The sequence below is a fragment of the Nocardia sp. CNY236 genome (assembly GCF_000482385.1).
Lineage (GTDB): Bacteria > Actinomycetota > Actinomycetes > Mycobacteriales > Mycobacteriaceae > Nocardia.
In genome coordinates this window covers 115,132-133,060 of record NZ_AXVD01000003.1, presented here as the reverse complement: position 1 = coordinate 133,060, position 17,929 = coordinate 115,132, and the positions used below count along the sequence as shown (strand labels likewise).

General features: G+C 65.1%; 19 protein-coding genes and 2 tRNA genes. 8 read left to right on the top strand and 13 right to left on the bottom strand.

What is annotated here, in order from left to right; all coding sequences use genetic code 11:
- The first annotated feature begins 3 nt into the window (after positions 1–3).
- Positions 4–195, top strand: a complete 192-nt coding sequence (rpmB, locus tag K940_RS0103975) for a 50S ribosomal protein L28 (protein ID WP_011210730.1) — start codon at positions 4–6, stop codon at positions 193–195.
- Positions 196–315: 120 nt separating this feature from the next.
- Positions 316–879, top strand: coding sequence for a GNAT family N-acetyltransferase (locus tag K940_RS26875; RefSeq protein ID WP_051406857.1), 564 nt, complete (start codon positions 316–318; stop codon positions 877–879).
- Here K940_RS26875 and K940_RS0103965 read toward each other — a convergent pair.
- From K940_RS0103965 to K940_RS0103950, 4 genes are read right to left on the bottom strand one after another with little or no spacing between them, the layout of a single operon-like run.
- The gene (locus K940_RS0103965) at positions 870–1,742 is read right to left on the bottom strand and encodes an alpha/beta fold hydrolase (protein WP_028476461.1); all 873 of its coding nucleotides are present in this window, start codon (positions 1,740–1,742) and stop codon (positions 870–872) included. The two genes, K940_RS26875 and K940_RS0103965, sit on opposite strands and share 10 nt — an antisense overlap.
- 58 nt (positions 1,743–1,800) lie before the next feature.
- Positions 1,801–2,049 (bottom strand): hypothetical protein, encoded by a 249-nt coding sequence (locus tag K940_RS0103960; RefSeq protein ID WP_028476460.1) that lies wholly within the window; start codon positions 2,047–2,049, stop codon positions 1,801–1,803.
- Between the two features lie 47 nt (positions 2,050–2,096).
- A complete protein-coding gene (locus K940_RS0103955; protein ID WP_028476459.1) occupies positions 2,097–2,780 on the bottom strand; it encodes a uracil-DNA glycosylase in 684 nt (227 codons plus the stop codon).
- A gap of 21 nt (positions 2,781–2,801) precedes the next feature.
- Entirely contained in the window at positions 2,802–3,845 is a 1,044-nt protein-coding gene (locus K940_RS0103950; protein WP_028476458.1) for a thiamine-phosphate kinase, read from the bottom strand.
- 133 nt (positions 3,846–3,978) lie between these two features.
- Between K940_RS0103950 and K940_RS0103945 the strand changes: the two genes are divergently transcribed.
- Positions 3,979–4,578, top strand: coding sequence for a DUF3515 domain-containing protein (locus K940_RS0103945; RefSeq protein WP_028476457.1), 600 nt, complete (start codon positions 3,979–3,981; stop codon positions 4,576–4,578).
- A 27-nt stretch (positions 4,579–4,605) separates the two neighbouring features.
- Here the strand turns inward: K940_RS0103945 and K940_RS0103940 are convergent, their stop codons facing one another.
- A complete protein-coding gene (locus K940_RS0103940; protein WP_028476456.1) occupies positions 4,606–5,700 on the bottom strand; it encodes a D-alanine--D-alanine ligase family protein in 1,095 nt (364 codons plus the stop codon).
- 76 nt (positions 5,701–5,776) lie between these two features.
- Entirely contained in the window at positions 5,777–6,772 is a 996-nt protein-coding gene (locus K940_RS0103930) for an NAD(P)H-dependent glycerol-3-phosphate dehydrogenase (RefSeq protein ID WP_028476455.1), read from the bottom strand.
- A 31-nt stretch (positions 6,773–6,803) separates the two neighbouring features.
- On the opposite strand from K940_RS0103930, the gene cofC reads away from it, so the two are divergent.
- From cofC to K940_RS0103915, 3 genes are all read left to right on the top strand, one after another.
- A complete protein-coding gene (gene cofC / locus K940_RS0103925; protein ID WP_028476454.1) occupies positions 6,804–7,478 on the top strand; it encodes a 2-phospho-L-lactate guanylyltransferase in 675 nt (224 codons plus the stop codon).
- 92 nt (positions 7,479–7,570) lie between these two features.
- Positions 7,571–9,730, top strand: a complete 2,160-nt coding sequence (locus tag K940_RS0103920; protein ID WP_028476453.1) for an RNA degradosome polyphosphate kinase — start codon at positions 7,571–7,573, stop codon at positions 9,728–9,730.
- Positions 9,727–10,689: a bifunctional NUDIX hydrolase/histidine phosphatase family protein gene (locus K940_RS0103915; RefSeq protein WP_081706136.1), complete on the top strand. Its 963-nt coding sequence runs from the start codon at positions 9,727–9,729 to the stop codon at positions 10,687–10,689. Before K940_RS0103920 ends, K940_RS0103915 begins: the two co-directional genes overlap by 4 nt.
- A gap of 171 nt (positions 10,690–10,860) precedes the next feature.
- Here K940_RS0103915 and K940_RS0103910 read toward each other — a convergent pair whose 3' ends face one another.
- From K940_RS0103910 to leuC, 3 genes are all read right to left on the bottom strand, one after another.
- The gene (locus K940_RS0103910) at positions 10,861–11,502 is read right to left on the bottom strand and encodes an HU family DNA-binding protein (RefSeq protein WP_028476451.1); all 642 of its coding nucleotides are present in this window, start codon (positions 11,500–11,502) and stop codon (positions 10,861–10,863) included.
- A 155-nt stretch (positions 11,503–11,657) separates the two neighbouring features.
- Positions 11,658–12,266 carry a 3-isopropylmalate dehydratase small subunit gene (gene leuD, locus K940_RS0103905; protein WP_028476450.1) on the bottom strand — a complete coding sequence of 203 codons (609 nt, stop codon included), beginning with the start codon at positions 12,264–12,266 and terminating at the stop codon, positions 11,658–11,660.
- 38 nt (positions 12,267–12,304) lie between these two features.
- Complete coding sequence (leuC, locus tag K940_RS0103900) at positions 12,305–13,726, bottom strand: 3-isopropylmalate dehydratase large subunit (protein WP_028476449.1); 1,422 nt, start codon at positions 13,724–13,726, stop codon at positions 12,305–12,307.
- A 145-nt stretch (positions 13,727–13,871) separates the two neighbouring features.
- On the opposite strand from leuC, the gene K940_RS0103895 reads away from it, so the two are divergent.
- The gene (locus K940_RS0103895; RefSeq protein WP_028476448.1) at positions 13,872–14,573 is read left to right on the top strand and encodes an IclR family transcriptional regulator; all 702 of its coding nucleotides are present in this window, start codon (positions 13,872–13,874) and stop codon (positions 14,571–14,573) included.
- A 65-nt stretch (positions 14,574–14,638) separates the two neighbouring features.
- Positions 14,639–15,139 carry a PPOX class F420-dependent oxidoreductase gene (locus K940_RS0103890; protein WP_028476447.1) on the top strand — a complete coding sequence of 167 codons (501 nt, stop codon included), beginning with the start codon at positions 14,639–14,641 and terminating at the stop codon, positions 15,137–15,139.
- Between the two features lie 90 nt (positions 15,140–15,229).
- Here the strand turns inward: K940_RS0103890 and K940_RS0103885 are convergent.
- The 4 genes from K940_RS0103885 to K940_RS0103870 form a co-directional block, all read right to left on the bottom strand.
- Positions 15,230–15,302 (bottom strand) — tRNA-Glu (locus tag K940_RS0103885).
- A 148-nt stretch (positions 15,303–15,450) separates the two neighbouring features.
- Positions 15,451–15,522 (bottom strand) — tRNA-Gln (locus tag K940_RS0103880).
- A 120-nt stretch (positions 15,523–15,642) separates the two neighbouring features.
- Positions 15,643–17,127 (bottom strand): glutamate--tRNA ligase, encoded by a 1,485-nt coding sequence (gltX, locus tag K940_RS0103875; RefSeq protein ID WP_028476446.1) that lies wholly within the window; start codon positions 17,125–17,127, stop codon positions 15,643–15,645.
- Between the two features lie 13 nt (positions 17,128–17,140).
- The gene (locus K940_RS0103870) at positions 17,141–17,914 is read right to left on the bottom strand and encodes a fumarylacetoacetate hydrolase family protein (protein ID WP_028476445.1); all 774 of its coding nucleotides are present in this window, start codon (positions 17,912–17,914) and stop codon (positions 17,141–17,143) included.
- Positions 17,915–17,929 lie beyond the last annotated feature (15 nt).

Below are 17,929 nucleotides of genomic sequence, written 5' to 3'. Positions count from 1 at the left end.
ACTATGGCTGCCGTCTGCGACGTCTGCGCCAAGGGCCCCGGCTTCGGGAAGTCGGTCTCGCACTCGCATCGGCGCACCAACCGTCGCTGGAACCCGAACATCCAGACGGTTCGCGCGCAGGTCGCGCCGGGAAACACCCGGAGAATGAACGTGTGCACCTCCTGCCTGAAGGCCGGCAAGGTGGTCCGCGGCTGATCGTGCCGCTGATCACCCGCCTCGTCGACATCTGCCCCGGCGACTTGCTTCGGTTGTCCGGGGCCTCGCTGTGATCGGATCGATCACGACCGACTGCACACTCCTCGGCTTCGGCCGAGCGTGGTAGCCCAGGACCAGCGCCCGTGGCTTGTCCGGTCGCTGGCCGCCGAACATATATACAGCCTCGCGCAGTGCCACATTGCGTGTTGGCGCGAAGCGTATCGGCGCCTGGTTCCCGGGCACGTACTCGATGCGTTCGATATCGCTCATTGCGCCGATCGGTGGGAACGCGAGCGCATCCGAACTCCCGGTCGCGTGCAGGTGGCGTTGATCGACCAGGCGGTCATCGGATTCGCCAGCGGCGGTCCTTCCCGAGCGCCACACGCGGCCACGCTCATGGACCTGGACGCGCTCTACGTGCGCTCGGCCTGGCACGGCTCCGGCGTGGCCGACGACCTCCTCCGGGCCGCGCTCGACCCGGCGAAGTCGTGCTCTCTATGGGTTTTCGAACACAACGGACGCGCGCAGGCGTTCTACCGCAAACACGGGTTCGAATTCGATGGCACCCGCAGGATCGAGCCCTTCACCTGCACACCTGAAGTGCGCATGGTGCGTGGGCCGGTACCCCTCGAAGTGCCCGGTACCGATTGCTCGCGGGTTGGCCCGAACCCGCGTCACCGCTGAATCGACAGGACGAACTCCGCTACCGCGTCGTTGAAAGAATCGTTGTCATCGCCTGCCGCAGTGTGTGCGGCGCCGCCGATCTCCGCGAGTTGGGCATGCGGCACCAGTTGCTGGAATGCCTCGGCGCCCTCGTCGCTCACTACATCCGAACGCATTCCGCGGACCAACAGCACCGGAATGCTCAGCTGGCGTGCGGCATGCTCCATCTGCTCGACCACCAAGGCCGGATCCTCGGCTCGGCTGCGGAAGTCACCGAGCAGATCCGGATCCCAATGCCAGTACCACCGACCATCGCGCTCGCGCAAGTTGCGCAACAGACCATCGGTGTTCTTCGGCCGTGGGCGATGCGGCAGATACTCCGCGACCGCTTCGGCTGCCTCCTCGATGCTCTCGAAACCGTCCCTATGCTTGCCGAGGAAATCCATCACCCGACTGATTCCCTCTTGCTCGGGCCGGGGAACGATATCGACGAGCACCAAGGCACTGATCGCCTTGCCGCCGGGTTCCGCGGCGGCGAGCAAGCCGGTGACTCCCCCCATGCTGGCGCCGACGACCACCGCGGGCGCGTCGAGGTGTTCCAGCACCAGCAACAGGTCCTGCACCATGGTCTGGCGCCGATAGTCGCGGTCGGGCGCCCATTGGCTGTCACCGTGTCCTCGCGCGTCCATCGTGATCACCCGCATCCCCGTCGCACCCAGTTGCGCGCCGGTCTGTTTCCACGAGTGACGGTTCTGCCCACCCCCGTGCAGAAACACCACGAGCGGGCCGTCGGCGGGACCGAACTGGTCGGCAGCCAGCTCGATCCCGCCCGCCCCGCGTAATCGAAGCCGAGATGGTTCGAGAAGATCATTCACATTGCTCACGATTTGTAGCATCGCACAATGCGCGAAAGCCGCCGACACGAACCTCTGGCCGGAGGATTCAGCAGCGGAGGTTACCCGCGAAGAGCAGGCATGCGACCTTGGCATGGACCGTCGCGGAAATGGTGGACGAGCCTGTGGAGGTATATTCCTCCTGGCCAACCGGAACTACCGTGGCTTCGGTGGCGGGCTCGAGCCGCAGCGGCTGCGAATCCGCACCAGCCGCGCCGGTGGCGGTGGTGAGCGCGGCGCAGATCGCGGCCGCCGCGGTTGTGGCCCGCAGCGCGCTGCGGGCGGTGGTGTTGTGCATGGGACAGCTCCTCACTCGATGCTTCCGGTCCGGCCTTGCAGCCCGACTCAGGGCAGCAGCCAGTCAACCGGTTCCGCACCCAGTTCGTCCAATAGCTCATTTGCTCGCGAGAAGGGTCGAGAACCGAAGAAGCCGCGTGACGCGGACAATGGCGATGGATGCGCGGACTCGATAGCGGGGACTTCAGCTTCGGCCAACAACGGCTTCAGTGTCGCGGCGTCCTTCCCCCACAGAATCGCCACCAACGGCTCATCCCTGGCGACCAAGGCGCGAATCGCCTGCTCGGTGACGGCTTCCCATCCCTTGCCCCGATGGGAGGCGGGCTTGCCGGGTGACACGGTGAGTACGCGGTTGAGCAACAGCACACCGTGCTCGGACCACGGACTCAAGTCACCACACGCGGGTGTCGGATAGCCGAGGTCTTTGCTGTATTCGCTGAAGATATTGACCAAACTGCGCGGCACCGGGGAAACGTCCGGCGCAACCGAGAAGCTCAAGCCCATCGGGTGCCCAGGGGTTGGATAGGGGTCCTGGCCGACGATGAGCACGCGCACCGCGTCGAATGGCTGCTGGAAGGCCCGCAGAATATTGTTCCCGGCGGGCAGGTAACCACGGCCGGCCGCATTCTCGGCTCGCAGGAAATCGCCTAGTGCGGCAATCCGATCGGCCACCGGTTCGAGTGCTTTGGCCCACGCGGGATCGATGACATCCGACAATGGTTTCGCGTCCATGACCGGACAACTTAGTCTGGATCACCATCGGGCGCCGGACCCGGTTGCGCGGAAGGACTCCCACCCACCATCGCCGATGGTGGCCGCGCCGTCCACGGTGAGTCCCGCGCCAGCCTCGACTCGACCGATCGCGAGCCATCCGGCAGGTAGCGGACGGTCCGGCGCCCAGGTACCGACGAAGGCATGGTCCTCGCCTCCGGTCAGGATCCATTGCACGGCATCGGCATCCAACACTGCCGCGATCGGCTCGAGCGCCGGATCGTGCAGCGCTGCCGAATCGAGGGCGATGGCCACGCCGGAGGCCCCGGCAATATGTCCGAGGTCGGCCAACAGACCATCCGAAACGTCGGTCAACGCGTGCAGCCCGATGTTCGGTCGCTGGGGCACCCGCTGCCCCGCAGGAGAATCGATTGCTCGATCCTGTAGCGCGTCCAGCACCGTCGCATACGGCGGCTGCGGCACCCGGTGAGCGGCCAGCGCCTGCTCGACCTCGGCTCCGGTCACCCCGGCGGTGAAGGCGGCCAACCCCGCAGCCGACCAGCCGAGCCGTCCCGACACCGCGACCACATCGCCCACACGGGCACCGGCTCGCTCGATCGGCGAACCGGAGACCAACGCGCCCATGGCCGTGACGGAGACGATCAGCTCACGGCTACACACCAGATCTCCGCCCGCCACGGATCCACCTGCTCGGATCGCCTCGGCCCACAGACCGTCCACCAGGTCGTCGATCACCTCGAGCGGAGTGTCGGCGCGGCAACCGAGTGCGACGACGAAGGCAGTTGGCATGGCCCCCATGGCCACCACATCGGCGGCATTCTGTGCGATCGCCTTGCGGCCGATATCTGCGGGACTGGACCAGTCCAGTCGAAAGTGGCGATCCTGCACCAGCATGTCGGTCGTCAGCACGACCCGGCCGCCCGGCGCCATAACGAGCGCCGCATCGTCACCCGGACCGAGCACGACGGCAGGAGCCTGCACCCGGCCGGCATTGATGCGATCGATCAGCGCGAACTCCCCCAGTTCGCGGACTGTCCTCGGAGCGCTGCTGTCGCTGATCGCCATTCCTCTCCGGCGCGGTGTTTGCTGGAATGGGCCCGACGGTACCCTTTCGAAGGCACTCGAGCGCCACCCGGGCCGGCTCTCGCCATTCCCGGGGGCTGCCGCTCGGCTCGGACGACAAGGACAGGTGACCACGGTGGCGCAATCATCGCAAGACACGACCGACAGCCCTGACGCCCCGTCTTCCTCGCGTCCGGCGACTGCCTATTCTCCGGCGCGCATCGCCACCGCCGCGGCCCTTCCCGTCGCTCTGGTCGTCGGCGTGATCGTAGCCGCGGTGCTGGCCAACCGCGCACCGGTGGAGCGTGAACCGCTGGTACTGCCGGCGGTGCCGGCTCCTGCTGCCGACGGCCCGGAATGCGCCGCGCTGCTGCCCGCGCTACCGGCAACTCTGAGTGAGTTCACCGAATCGACGATCGTCGAGCCGGCGCCGCCGGCGACCCGCGCGTGGCAGCGTGACGACGGCGGCGAGGACACCATCGTGCTTCGCTGTGGATTGGACCGGCCCCTGGAATTCAACCGCGCCTCGGCATTGCAGATCGTGAACGGTGTCCAATGGTTCGAGGTCAGGGACCCAACCGTCGAGGTCAGCACGTGGTTCGCTGTCGATCGGGGAACCTACGTCGCTCTCACCATTGCGCACGGCTCGGGCCCGACCCCGCTGCAAGTGGTTTCCGATACCATCAGCGCCGCCGTGCCCGCCCAACCGATCGACCCTGGACCACTTCCCGAGTGATACCGCCGGCAGCGCTGGCCAGCAAGGCTAGCGCAAGCCGGTGCCGCGGGCGAGCGCGGTCTCGACCAGGACGGAGGTCAGCTCCGCGAAGTCGAGGCCGGTGGCCTCCCACATGCGTGGGAACATCGAGATCGCGGTGAACCCCGGCATGGTGTTCACCTCGTTGATCACCGGTCCCTGTTCGGTGACGAAGAAATCCACTCGCGCCAACCCTTGGCAATCGAGCGCCGCGAAGGCGCGCACCGCCAGTTCTCTTATCTGGTCGCAGACCTCGTCGTCCAGCTTGGCCGGGACATCGAATTCGCAGACGTCATCGAGGTATTTGGTGTCGAAGTCGTAGAAGTCCGGCTGGGGAGCGTCGTTGTCGTCCGGAATCCGGATCTCCGCGATTGCGCTCGCCGAGACGCGCCCGTCCGGGAACTCCAGGACACCGCACTCCACTTCCCGTCCAGCCATCGCTGCCTCCACGATGACCTTCGGGTCGTGCTCCCGCGCCGTAGCGATCGCTGCAGGCAACCGACTCCAGTCGGTCACCTTGGAGATACCGATCGACGACCCGCCGCGGGCCGGTTTGACGAACGCCGGGAGCCCTACGCGCTGCCGCTGCTGCTCGGACAGGGTTGTGGCATCGGGCCGCAGCACCACCTGGGTGCCGACCGGCAATCCTTCGGCCGCAAGCAGCTTTTTGGTGAACTCCTTGTCCATACCGGCCGCACTGGCCAGCACGCCGGCGCCGACGTAGGGGATCCCGGCGAGCTCGAGCATGCCCTGTATCGTGCCGTCCTCGCCGAACGGTCCGTGCAGCAGCGGGAACACCACATCGACCGAGCTCAACGCGGAGCCCAGATCCGCGAGCGCCAGGGGCGCACTCGGCCGCGTCTCGGGCGCCGCCGATGCCGTGTCGCTGCCGTCTACCGACGGCAGGGCGCGGTCACGGATTCCCAAAGAAGCCACATCGACACCACCCAGAACCCAGCGGCCCGCTGTGGTGATACCGATCGGCACGCCCTCGTACTTGTCCGGATCCAGGTTGCGCAGCACGGCACCGGCCGACACGCAGGACACGGAGTGCTCGTTGCTGCGCCCGCCGAACACCACAGCCACCTTGATCCGGTTCGTCATGCCCCGAACGGTACCTGTTGTCGGCGCACGACCATGGCGTCGCCGCCGCCGCCACGCCGCGTGACGCGGCGGCGAATCACTCCGGTTTGATCCGCCTCCCGAGCAGGTTGTCGACTGCTTTGCGCACCGAGAGTCCCTCGTGACAGACCTGATGCACCGACGTCGTCAAAGGCATCTCGACACCGTGCCGCTCAGCCAATGCTCGAATCGATGTGCAAGACTTCACACCTTCGGCGACCTGGCCATGAGTAGCCGATTGTGCAGCATCCATCGATCCCCCAGCCCCGAGCACGTGGCCGAAGGAGCGATTGCGCGACAACGGTGAGGTGCAGGTGGCCACCAGGTCGCCGATCCCGGCCAGGCCGGCCAGTGTGGCCGGATCCGCGCCGAGGACCACGCCCAGCCGGATGATCTCGGCGAGGCCTCGAGTGATCAGGCTGGCGATCGAGTTGTCACCCAGGCCCATACCCGAGGCGATGCCGCAGGCCAGTGCGATGACGTTCTTGCACGCGCCGCCGATTTCGCAACCGACCACATCGGCATTGGTATACGGCCGAAAGTATCCGGTCGCGCTCGCATGCTGCACCGCAACGGCGCGATCGTTGTCACAGCAGGCGATCACACTCGCCGCCGGCTGCCCGACGGCGATTTCGCGCGCCAGATTCGGTCCGGACAAGACAGCGATCCGGCTGCGATCGGCGCCGGTCACCTGCTCGATCACCTCGCTCATCCGCAGCAATGTCCCGGTTTCGATCCCCTTTGCCAAGCTGAGCAACGTCGCATCGGGGTCGATCAGCCCCTTCCATTCCGTGGCGTTCGCTCGCAGGGATTGTGACGGCACCGCGAACACCGCGATATCGGCGCCGTCGAGGGCCACTGCAGGGTCGTGAGTGGCCGCAATCGGTGGCAGCGGAATATCCGGCAGGTAATCGGGATTGCGATGGTCGGAGGCCAGTGCTGCGGCCACCTCGGGCCGTCGAGCCCAGATTGTGACATCGGTTCCTGCGTCCGCCAACACCTTCGCGAACGCGGTTCCCCACGATCCTGCGCCCAGCACTGCCGCCCTCGTCATCCGCTCAATATGCCATGGAAGGATTAGCTGCATGCGCTCGCACGCCGTGCATGCCGTGATCGCGGTCAAGAGCCTCGACCGAGCCAAAAGCCGACTGTCCCATTCTTTGAGTCCGCAACACCGGGCGCGCTTGGTGCTGGCCATGCTCACCGACACCGTGCGCGCCGCGACCGCAGTCGAGGAGATCGTCGCGGTCACCGTGGTCACCCCGGACCCCACTGTCGCCGAACTCGCCCGAACACTCGGCGCCGAGGTGTATCCGGAACCGAGCGGGACCGACGCCGACGGACTCAACACTGCATTGGCCGCCACCGCCACCGCGGTGCGCCTCGCGCACGGGCCGACCGACCTGCTCGCCTTGCAAGCCGACCTGCCCGCGATGCAACCCGAACAGCTGTCGGACATGCTCGCGACCGCGCCGCGTGGCCTGCGCTCCGTCGTCGTCGACCACACCGGAAGAGGCACCGCCGCGCTGGTCGTTCGTGACCCGCTCGCTCCGCTTGCGCCCCGTTTCGGCCCCGGATCGGCCCATAGCCACATTGCAGCCGGGGCGGTGGACCTCTCCGGAGACTGGCCGGGACTACGGCTGGATGTGGACACCGCCGCCGATCTGGACCGTGTGCTGGCGCTCGGAGCCGGCAGTGCCACCGCTGCTGTCCTACACGACATCGGTTGGCCTCCTCGCGTGCACGCGAACGTTCACTAACGTGTGCTAGGCGGTCGCCACAGTGGTGTGAGACACAGGTCGATCCCTCCTCTGGGCTGCGCACCTACCCATCGGTGGGGGATGATCGTTGGGTGAGCGATACGGAAACCGTCGAGCAGCAGCCGCTGCTTCCCACCCCTCCTCCGGCGGCGACACCCGCGCCCGCCGATGCGTCGACACCACGGTTGCCCCATGATCGCTACCTCAATCGTGAATTGAGCTGGCTCGATTTCAACGCTCGTGTGCTCGCGCTCGCGGAAGACGCTTCGCTTCCGTTGCTGGAGCGCGCGAAGTTCTTGGCGATCTTCGCGTCGAATCTCGACGAGTTCTACATGGTGCGAGTGGCGGGCCTGAAGCGACGGGCGGAGACCGGCCTGTTGGTGCGGTCGGCCGACGGCCGCTCCCCCAGCGAGCAACTGGAACTGATCGCGACACGCGCCCAAGAGATTGCTGTGCGCCATGCCCGCGTCTTTCTCGACGGCGTGCTGCCCACGCTGACCACCGAAGGTATCGCCATCATCGACTGGACCGATCTGGACGACGCCGAGCGCCCCCGGCTCTCGGCGTATTTCCAGGACCAGGTGTTCCCGGTGCTCACTCCGCTCGCGGTGGACCCGGCGCACCCCTTTCCCTACATCAGCGGTTTGAGTCTCAACCTCGCTGTGACGGTGAAGGATTCCGCCACCGGTGGCGAGCATTTCGCCCGCGTCAAGGTGCCCGACAACGTCGACCGATTCGTCCGTGTGCGGCGCACCGACACCAACTCTCCCATTGCCGCTTTCCTGCCGATGGAGGCACTCATCGCCGCCCACCTGGATCTGTTGTTTCCCGGTATGGAGGTCGTCGAACACCACTCGTTCCGGATTACCCGTAACGCCGATTTCGAGGTCGACGAGGACCGCGACGAGGACCTGCTGCAAGCCCTGGAGCGCGAATTGGCTCGGCGCCGGTTCGGATCGCCGGTGCGGCTGGAGGTCTCCGACGACATGACCGAGCACATGCTCGAGCTGTTGCTGCGCGAGCTCGATGTCGACCCCGCCGACGTGATCCAAGTGCCCGGCCTGCTCGATCTGTCCTGCCTGTGGCAGGTGTACGGCGTGGACCGACCCAATCTCAAGGACGCGCCATACGTCCCGGCCACGCCGCCGGCGTTCGGCGAGCGGGAGACGCCACGCAACGTGTTCGCCGCACTACGCGAGGGTGACGTGCTCGTCCACCATCCCTATGATTCGTTCTCCACCAGCGTGCAACGGTTCATCGAACAGGCCGCGGCCGACCCCCAGGTGTTGGCGATCAAACAGACTTTGTACCGCACTTCCGGCGACTCCCCCATCGTCAATGCGCTGATCGATGCCGCCGAAGCGGGCAAGCAAGTGGTCGCCCTCGTAGAGATCAAGGCGAGGTTCGACGAGCAGGCCAACATCAAGTGGGCACGTGCATTGGAGCAGGCGGGGGTACACGTGGTCTACGGTCTCATCGGCCTCAAGACCCATTGCAAGACCTGCCTGGTGGTGCGGCGCGAGGGATCCACCATCCGCCGCTACTGCCACATCGGAACCGGCAACTACAATCCGAAGACCGCGCGGCTGTACGAGGACGTCGGACTACTCACCGCCGCACCGGAAATCGGCGCCGATCTGACCGACCTGTTCAATTCGCTGACCGGATATTCCCGCAAGGAGAACTACCGCAATCTACTCGTAGCCCCGCACAGTGTGCGCTCGGGAATCATCGAGCGCATTCAACGCGAAACCGAACTGGCTGCCCACGGTCACGATGCTCGAATTCGGTTGAAGGCCAACGCGATCGTCGACGAAGAGATCATCGACGCGCTGTATCGAGCTTCGCAGGCGGGCGTGCCGGTACAGATCGTCGTGCGCAGTATCTGCGGACTGCGCCCGGGCGTGCCCGGGATGAGCGAGAACATCGAGGTTCGCTCGATCCTGGGCCGCTTCTTGGAGCACTCACGCATCCTGCACTTCCACGCGCAACAGGAGTACTGGATCGGCAGCGCCGACATGATGCACCGCAATCTGGACCGCAGAGTGGAGGTGATGGCGCAGGTGAAGGATCCGCGTTTGACCGCGCAACTCGGGGAGGTATTCGACTCCGCGCTGTCGCCGAGCGTGCGCTGCTGGGAATTGCAATCGGACGGCAACTGGCGTGCGTCGCCCGGCCCGTCGGGAAACGGTGACAAGATCAGCGACCATCAAGGGTTTCTGATGCAGGTGCGGAGGCCTGATCAGCGGTGAGCGACGAGACGAAGTTCGACGACAGCGGTGGACTCTTCTGGGATCCGCGCGTGACGGCGAATATCCATGCTGCGGGAGCCGTCGTGTGGCGCCGATCCAGCCGAGGAACACTCGAGATCGCGGTGATCCATCGCCCGAAGTACGCAGATTGGTCGCTACCGAAGGGCAAACTGGATCCGGGCGAGACCCCCGTCTTGGCTGCGGTGCGCGAGGTTCGGGAAGAGACCGGGCTGGAATGCCGCCTCGGCCGCTATCTCGGCCACGTGACCTATCCGATACCCGGCCATCGCAGACTGAAACGGGTCGACTACTGGGCCGCCGAAATCACCGACGGCCAGTTCGCACCCAACGCGGAGGTGAACGAACTGCGCTGGTACCCGCTCGACAGGGTGATGGACCAGCTGTCGTATCCGATGGACCGCCAGGTGGTGCGGGCCTTCACCCGTCTGCCTGCGCACACCAGCACACTGCTGTTGATCAGGCACGCAAAGGCGGGGCGTCGTGACCGTTTCTCCGGACCCGACCAGCGGCGGCCGCTCGATCGCGAGGGCGAGGCGCAAGCGCGGGGCCTGGTGCCGAATCTGCTGGCCTTCGGAGCATCCGAGATCCACTCCGCCGACCCGCTGCGCTGCGTACAGACGGTTGCCCCACTGGCGGAAAAACTCGGCGTCGAAATCACACTCGAGCCACTGTTTTCCGAAACCGGCTATGCCGCAGGCCCGAGCGACGCCCGGGAGCGCTTTCGAGACCTGGTATCGGATACACATGTTCGCGCACTGTGCAGCCAGGGTGGGGTGATTCCGGATCTGCTGGGGTGGCTGTCCGAACGGGACGGCGTCACGTTGCCCTCGGCACGCAATCGCAAGGGCAGTGCGTGGGTATTGTCGTTCGCAGACCGGCGACTGGTTGCCGCCGACCATCTGGACCGTTCACTGTCGACTCAGGTCGTGAAGTTCTGATCCCGCCGGCCAGCTGAGGGTCCGTCCCGCCCCGTCGGGACCGATACCCCACGGACAGCCGAAAACGGCCCCGGGTGTCTCCCGGGGCTCGTCTCGGCGTGGAGGCGAACGGACCCAACCTTTCGGGCCGCGAGCACTCGGCGCCGATCCGGCAGCCGCTCGTGCTCGAGATCAGCGAGCGCGACGAGCCGAGGCCTTCTTGGCCGTGGTCTTCTTCGCGGGCGCTTTCTTGGCGGCGGCTTTCTTGGCGGTCACAGCCTTCTTGGCCGGCGCCTTCTTCGCCACTGCCGTCCGCTTTGCAGGCGCCTTCTTCGCCACTGTCTTCTTGGCAGCCGCCTTCCGGGTGGTCTTGGCCGGCGCCTTGGCAGCGGCCTTGCGTGCTGTGGTCTTGGCCGGCGCCTTGGTCGCGGTGGCCTTTCTGGCTGCCGTCTTCTTGGCTGCCGTCTTCTTGGCCGCCGTCTTCTTGGCCGCCTTCTTCGACGACACCGGCGCATTCACTCCGCGCTTGACCGCGGGGCCGGTCGCGGCCAGTTTCTGCTTACCTGCAATCACCGCCTTGAACTGCGCACCGGGGCGGAACGCGGGCACCGAAGTGGGCTTCACCTTGACGGTTTCACCAGTGCGCGGGTTCCTGGCCACCCGGGCGGCGCGCTTACGCTGTTCGAACACACCGAATCCGGTGATCGTGACGCTTTGACCCTTGTGTACTGCGCGCACAATGGTGTCGACCACGTGCTCCACCGCCGCGGTGGCCGTGCGCCTGTCTGTACCCAACTTTTCGGTCAGAACGTCGATCAGTTCCGCCTTGTTCATTGAATCCTCCGCAGACTAATGGCCCGTCGTCGGACCGACTAGGTACCACGGTAAACCCACTTTGGGCAAGAGTCTATGTGCCACGCCAAAATTCATGTGGTTTAGCACACGTCCAGCTACCGCCACTCAGGCCGCCCAGCTAACTGTCCGGGTGATTACGTCTCCGAAATATACTGCGGCAAGGTAACGGGTTTCCATGGTGGCCTTGCCTTTTCGAACCCATCGATGTCGTCTACTTGGCGGAGAGTGAGCCCAATGTCGTCCAAACCCTCCAGCAGACGCCACCGGGTGTAGTCATCAATATCGAACGGCAACACGACGGTTCCAGCCGCCACGGTGCGTGCCTTCAGATCCACAACCAATTCCAACCCGGGCTGTTCTTCGAGCAACTTCCAGAGCATTTCGACATCGTTCTGTGACATCTGCGCGGTCAAAAGACCATCCTTGCCCGCATTGCCACGGAAGATGTCGGCGAACCGGGACGAGATGACCACCCGAAAGCCATAGTCCGCCAGTGCCCACACGGCGTGCTCACGTGAGGATCCGGTACCGAAATCCGGACCCGCCACCAGCACACTACCCCGGTTGTAGGGCTCGACGTTCAGAATGAACTCGGGATCCGTGCGCCACGCAGCGAACAATCCGTCCTCGAATCCAGTACGCGTGACCCGCTTCAGATAGACGGCGGGGATGATCTGATCGGTGTCGACATTGGAGCGACGCAGCGGCACCCCGACACCCTTGTGTACAGCGAAAGCTTCCATGGCGAATCTCCTCGAATCGAGTGGGTGAATCGGTGCAATCAGTCCAGATCTGCGGGCGACGAGAGAGTTCCACGGACCGCTGTAGCGGCCGCGACGACGGGAGAAACCAGGTGGGTACGGCCTCCCTTGCCCTGCCTGCCCTCGAAGTTGCGGTTCGAGGTGGACGCGCAACGCTGCCCCGGTGCGAGCTGGTCGGGATTCATTCCCAGACACATCGAGCACCCCGCCTGCCGCCATTCGGCACCGGCCGCGGTGAAAATCTCGCCCAGTCCTTCTTTTTCCGCTTGTGCGCGAACCCGCATCGAGCCCGGTACAACCAGCATTCGCACCCTGTCGGCGACGCGACGGCCCTTCAAAATCCCGGCTACCGCCCGCAAATCCTCGATACGACCATTGGTGCACGAACCGACGAATACCGTGTCGATCGCGACGTCTCGAAGCGGAGTACCCGGCTCCAAATCCATGTAACGCAGCGCCTTCTGCGCGGACTCTCGCGCCGCATCGGCGGACATGGCGGACGGGTCGGGAACCGTGTCGCCCAACGGCGCACCTTGGCCCGGATTGGTCCCCCAGGTGACGAACGGGGTCAACTCGGTGGCATCGATGTGCACCTCCGCATCGAAAACAGCGTCCTCGTCGGTCTTCAGCTCGTCCCATGCCGCCACCGCGGCGTCCCAGTCCGCTCCCTTCGGTGCGTGTGGCCGCCCCGCGAGGTATGCGTAGGTCGTCGCATCCGGCGCGATCATGCCGGCGCGAGCACCGGCCTCGATGGACATGTTGCAGATCGTCATTCGCGCCTCCATCGACATGGCGCGAATCGCCTCGCCCCGGTATTCGAGGACGTAGCCTTGACCGCCCCCGGTGCCGATCTTCGCAATGATCGCCAGAATCAAGTCCTTGCTCGTCACGCCGTCGGGCATGACGCCGTCCACGGTGACCGCCATGGTCCTGAACGGGCGCAGCGAGAGCGTCTGCGTGGCAAGCACATGCTCGACCTCCGAGGTGCCGATACCCATCGCAAGTGCACCGAACGCACCGTGGGTCGAGGTGTGGCTGTCTCCGCACACCACGGTCGTCCCCGGCTGGGTCAATCCGAGTTGTGGCCCGACCACGTGCACGATGCCCTGGTCCAGGTCGCCCATCGGATGCAGCCGCACACCGAATTCCGCGCAATTGCGACGCAGCGTCTCGACTTGGGTGCGCGAAATCGGGTCGGCGATCGGCTGGTCGATATCGACGGTCGGGACGTTGTGATCCTCGGTGGCAATGGTGAGATCGGGCCGTCGCACTCGTCTGCCCGCGGCGCGCAACCCGTCGAAGGCCTGGGGACTGGTCACTTCGTGTACGAGATGTAGGTCGATGTAGATCAAGTCGGGTTCACGTGAGGCTCCTTCACCGGCCCCACGAACGACGACATGCTGGTCCCACACCTTCTCGGCAAGCGTGCGCGGTTCGGCCATGGTCGATCACCTTTCGGACGAAGCAGCCGTTCCGGTCGCCCGGCGCCTACTCGGACACAGCTGCACAACCTGGGATAGTGACGCCCGAATGCATCGGAATCGGCGATGATGGATTTCTCAACATTCGAGACGCTAGTATCGTTTCATGAGACAGCCTAGCGGCATCGGCGTGCTGGACAAAGCAATGGCGGTCCTCCATGCCGTTGCCGAGCATCCCTCCGGCCTCAACGAACTGGTCGCCCGCACGGGCTTGCCCCGCGCCACGGCGCATCGCCTTGCCGTCGGCCTGGAAGCACATCGCTTGCTCGCGCGCGACAACAACGGGGTCTGGCGACCGGGACCCGCCCTCGGCGAGCTCGCGATCAGCGCCAACGACTCGCTACTCGACGCCGCGGCAGCGGTTCTTCCGCGCCTGCGCGAGATCACCGGTGAGAGCGTCCAGCTCTATCGCCGTGACGGGAATGCGCGTATCTGCGTCGCGGCGCTGGAGCCCCCGGTCGGACTGCGCGACACCGTACCGATCGGAGCGCGGTTGCCGCTGACTGCAGGCTCGGCGGCCAAGATACTGCTGGCATGGGCGGACTCCGACCTGCAGCACGCGGTAATCGCCGATGCGGTGTTCGGTGAGCGTGCCCTGGCCGAGGTGCGCAAGCGAGGCTGGGCACAGAGCGCTGCCGAACGCGCAGCGGGCGTAGCCAGCGTTTCCGCGCCTGTGCGTAGCGCCGCCGGCCACGTCGTGGCCGCCGTGTCGGTCTCGGGTCCGATCGACCGGATGGGCCGCAGGCCGGGTGCCCGCTGGGCGGCCGATCTGGTCGCGGCAGCCGAAGCGCTCCACAAACGCCTTTGACATGCGACCCCTTTGACACGCTGACCTTTTGACACGCCGGGGCCGGAACTCTCTACAGTTGCCCCATGGGAGCCAAACAGCGGGCACAGATCGTGATGTCCGAGACCGAAATCGCCGATTTCTTGCAGCGCAGCCGGATCGCGACGCTGGCAACGGTCGGGCCGGAGGGCATACCGCACCTGACCGCCATGTGGTACGCGCTCATCGACGGCGAGATCTGGTTCGAGACCAAGACCAAGTCGCAGAAGGCGGTGAACCTGCGCCGTGATCCCCGGATCGCGTGCATGGTCGAATCCGGTGATACCTACGATCAGCTACGAGGAGTTTCGATCGAGGGCCGCGCCGAGGTCGTCGACGACCCGGACCTGCTCTTCGCCGTCGGTGTGAGCATCTGGGAACGCTATACCGGACCCTACACCGACCAGGCGCGCCCGATGGTGGAGGCGATGCTCAACAAACGGGTGGCCGTTCGGGTCGTCCCGGAACGCATGCGCAGCTGGGATCACCGCAAGCTCGCGCTTCCCCCCATGCCCTTGGGCGGCACCACAGCGCATGCGCTGGAATGACCCGGGCTCACCCGACGGACAGTGGACCGCAGGGCACGTGGAACAACAGTGGAGGGCTCGTACTCACCGAGTACGAGCCCTCCACACGAGTAGCCCCGACGGGATTCGAACCCGCGCTACCGCCTTGAGAGGGCGGCGTCCTAGGCCGCTAGACGACGGGGCCAGGACTGCTGCTCGCTGTCGCGAGGAGCGCCATTGGTGATCTGTTGATCAGGAGGCCCCGCTAGCCTAACCGGCCGAAGCCCCGCGAAACAAATCGCCGGATGCTGCACTGCTTTCGGCCGCGAACCGAAGTCGAACAACACACTCCGCTGGGGTACCAGGACTCGAACCTAGAATGGCTGAACCAGAATCAGCTGTGTTGCCAATTACACCATACCCCAATGGCCAGGCACTCGGTCTCTCCTTTGGCCGACTCGAGACCGTGTTCCGGGCCGGGGAGAAGCGTACCAAAAAACTACCGCAGAATGACAAATCGCCTGGTCAAGACTGCATTTCTGCGACTAGGAGGGCACGTGGTCCGCCGCGGCCCAGCCCACCGCCGAGCGCAGCCGATCCAGGGTGAGGTCACGCCCGAGGAGTTCCAGCGACTCGTACAGCGGCGGACTGATGTGCGAACCCGTCACAGCGACGCGCACCGGTGCGAATGCCTTACGTGGTTTGAGGCCCAGATCATCGACCAACGCCGACTTCAATGCCTCTTCGATCGCCGCCGCGGTCCATTCCGGCAACGGCGCCAACTCGGCAATTGCCGTATGTAATATCTCGTCCGCGCCGGAGCCGAGATTCTTGGCGCCCGCATCGGGGTCGATCGTGAACTCGTCCGCCGGCGCGAGCAAGAATCGCAACAGCTTCCAAGCGTCGGCCAGCACCACGATCCGAGTCTGCACAAGTGCCGCCGCCGCGCCGAATGTCTTTTCGTCTATTCGGGCCCCGAACAGACCGTGCGAGGTGAAATATTCCCGCAGCCGGTGGGCAAAATCACTGGGCTCCAGCAAACGGATATGCTCCGCATTCAGCGCGTCCGCCTTCTTCTGGTCGAAACGAGCAGGATTCGAATTCACATTCGAGATATCGAAGGCTGCGATCATCTCCGCCATGGTGAACACTTCCCGATCCTCACCGATGCTCCATCCGAGTAGGGCGAGATAGTTCAGCAAACCTTCTGGGATGAATCCCCGATCGCGGTGGGCGAACAGATTCGACTCCGGATCGCGTTTGGACAACTTCTTGTTGCCCTGGCCCATGACAAAGGGCAGGTGTCCGAACTCCGGAGTGAAGTCGGCGACTCCGATCCGGCGCAGCGCGGCAAACAGTGCGAGCTGCCGTGGGGTCGACGACAGCAGGTCTTCCCCACGCAGCACATGAGTGATCCGCATCAGTGCATCGTCGACCGGATTGACCAGGGTGTACAGCGGGTCGCCCGTGCCGCGCGTCAGCGCGAAGTCCGGGACCGTACCCGCCTTGAAGGTGGTCTCGCCACGCACCAGGTCGCGCCAGGACAGATCGGTCTCGGGCATGCGCAGCCGAATCACCGCCGGGCGCCCGGCGGCCCGGTATGCGTCGATCTGCTCGGATGTCAGGTTTCGGTCGAAATTGTCGTAGCCGAGTTTCGGGTCACGCCCAGCAGCCCGGTGCCGAGCCTCGACCTCCTCTGGTGTGGAGAACGATTCATACGCCTCCCCGGCTTCCAGCAACCGCCGAACCACGTCCAGGTGTAGATCTTTTCGTTCGGACTGACGATACGGTCCGTAGGGTCCACCGACTTCGGGACCTTCGTCCCAGGTGAGATCGAGCCAACGCAACGCGTCGACAATCGCCCGATAGGACTCCTCGGAATCGCGTGCGGCATCGGTGTCTTCCACACGAAACACGAATGCGCCGCCGTGGTGGCGCGCGTAGGCCCAGTTGAACAGCGCCGTACGAATCAAACCGACGTGCGGTGTTCCGGTCGGTGACGGGCAGAAACGGACCCGTACTTCAGTCATGGCTCTCTTTCGATCAACGTTTGGCGGCAACGGGATTGGTCAGGGTTCCGATGCCCTCGACAGTTACCGACACCTGCTGCCCGACCCGCATCGGGCCGACCCCGGCAGGTGTGCCGGTGAGGATGACATCGCCTGGCAGCAAGGTCATCACAGCGGTTATCCATTCGATGAGCTTCGGAATATCGTGCAGCAGAAGCGAAGTGCGACTGCGTTGGCGCACCTCGCCGTCGAGCTCGGTGACGATCTCCAGATCCGAAGGGTCCACGGAGGTTTCGATCCATGGACCCAACGGGCAAAACGTGTCATAGCCCTTGGCCCTGGTCCACTGACCGTCCTGCTGTTGGTGGTCGCGGGCGGTCACGTCGTTGGCAATGGTGTAGCCGAGCACCACATCTCGGGCCCGGGCAGCGGGTACATCCTTGCACGGCCGACCGATGACGACCGCCAATTCTCCCTCGAAGTCGACTCGAGCCGAACTCGGCGGCGCGATGATCGGCGCGTTGGGACCGACGATCGCGGTGTTGGGCACCAGAAAGATGACCGGATCGGCGGGCGCCGGGTCACCCATCTCGGCGGCATGGTCGGCGTAGTTCTTGCCCACGCAGACAACTTTGCTGGCCAGGATCGGCGCGAGCAGTCGAACATCGGCCAACGGCCAACTCCGCCCGGTGTATGTCGGTGTGCCGAACGGGTGTTCCGCGATCTCCTTGGCCACACTGTCGCTTCCATCACCTTCGATACCGACGAACGCGACTCCCTCGGGACTGGCAACTCGACCTAAACGCATGCCCGGAAGTGTATC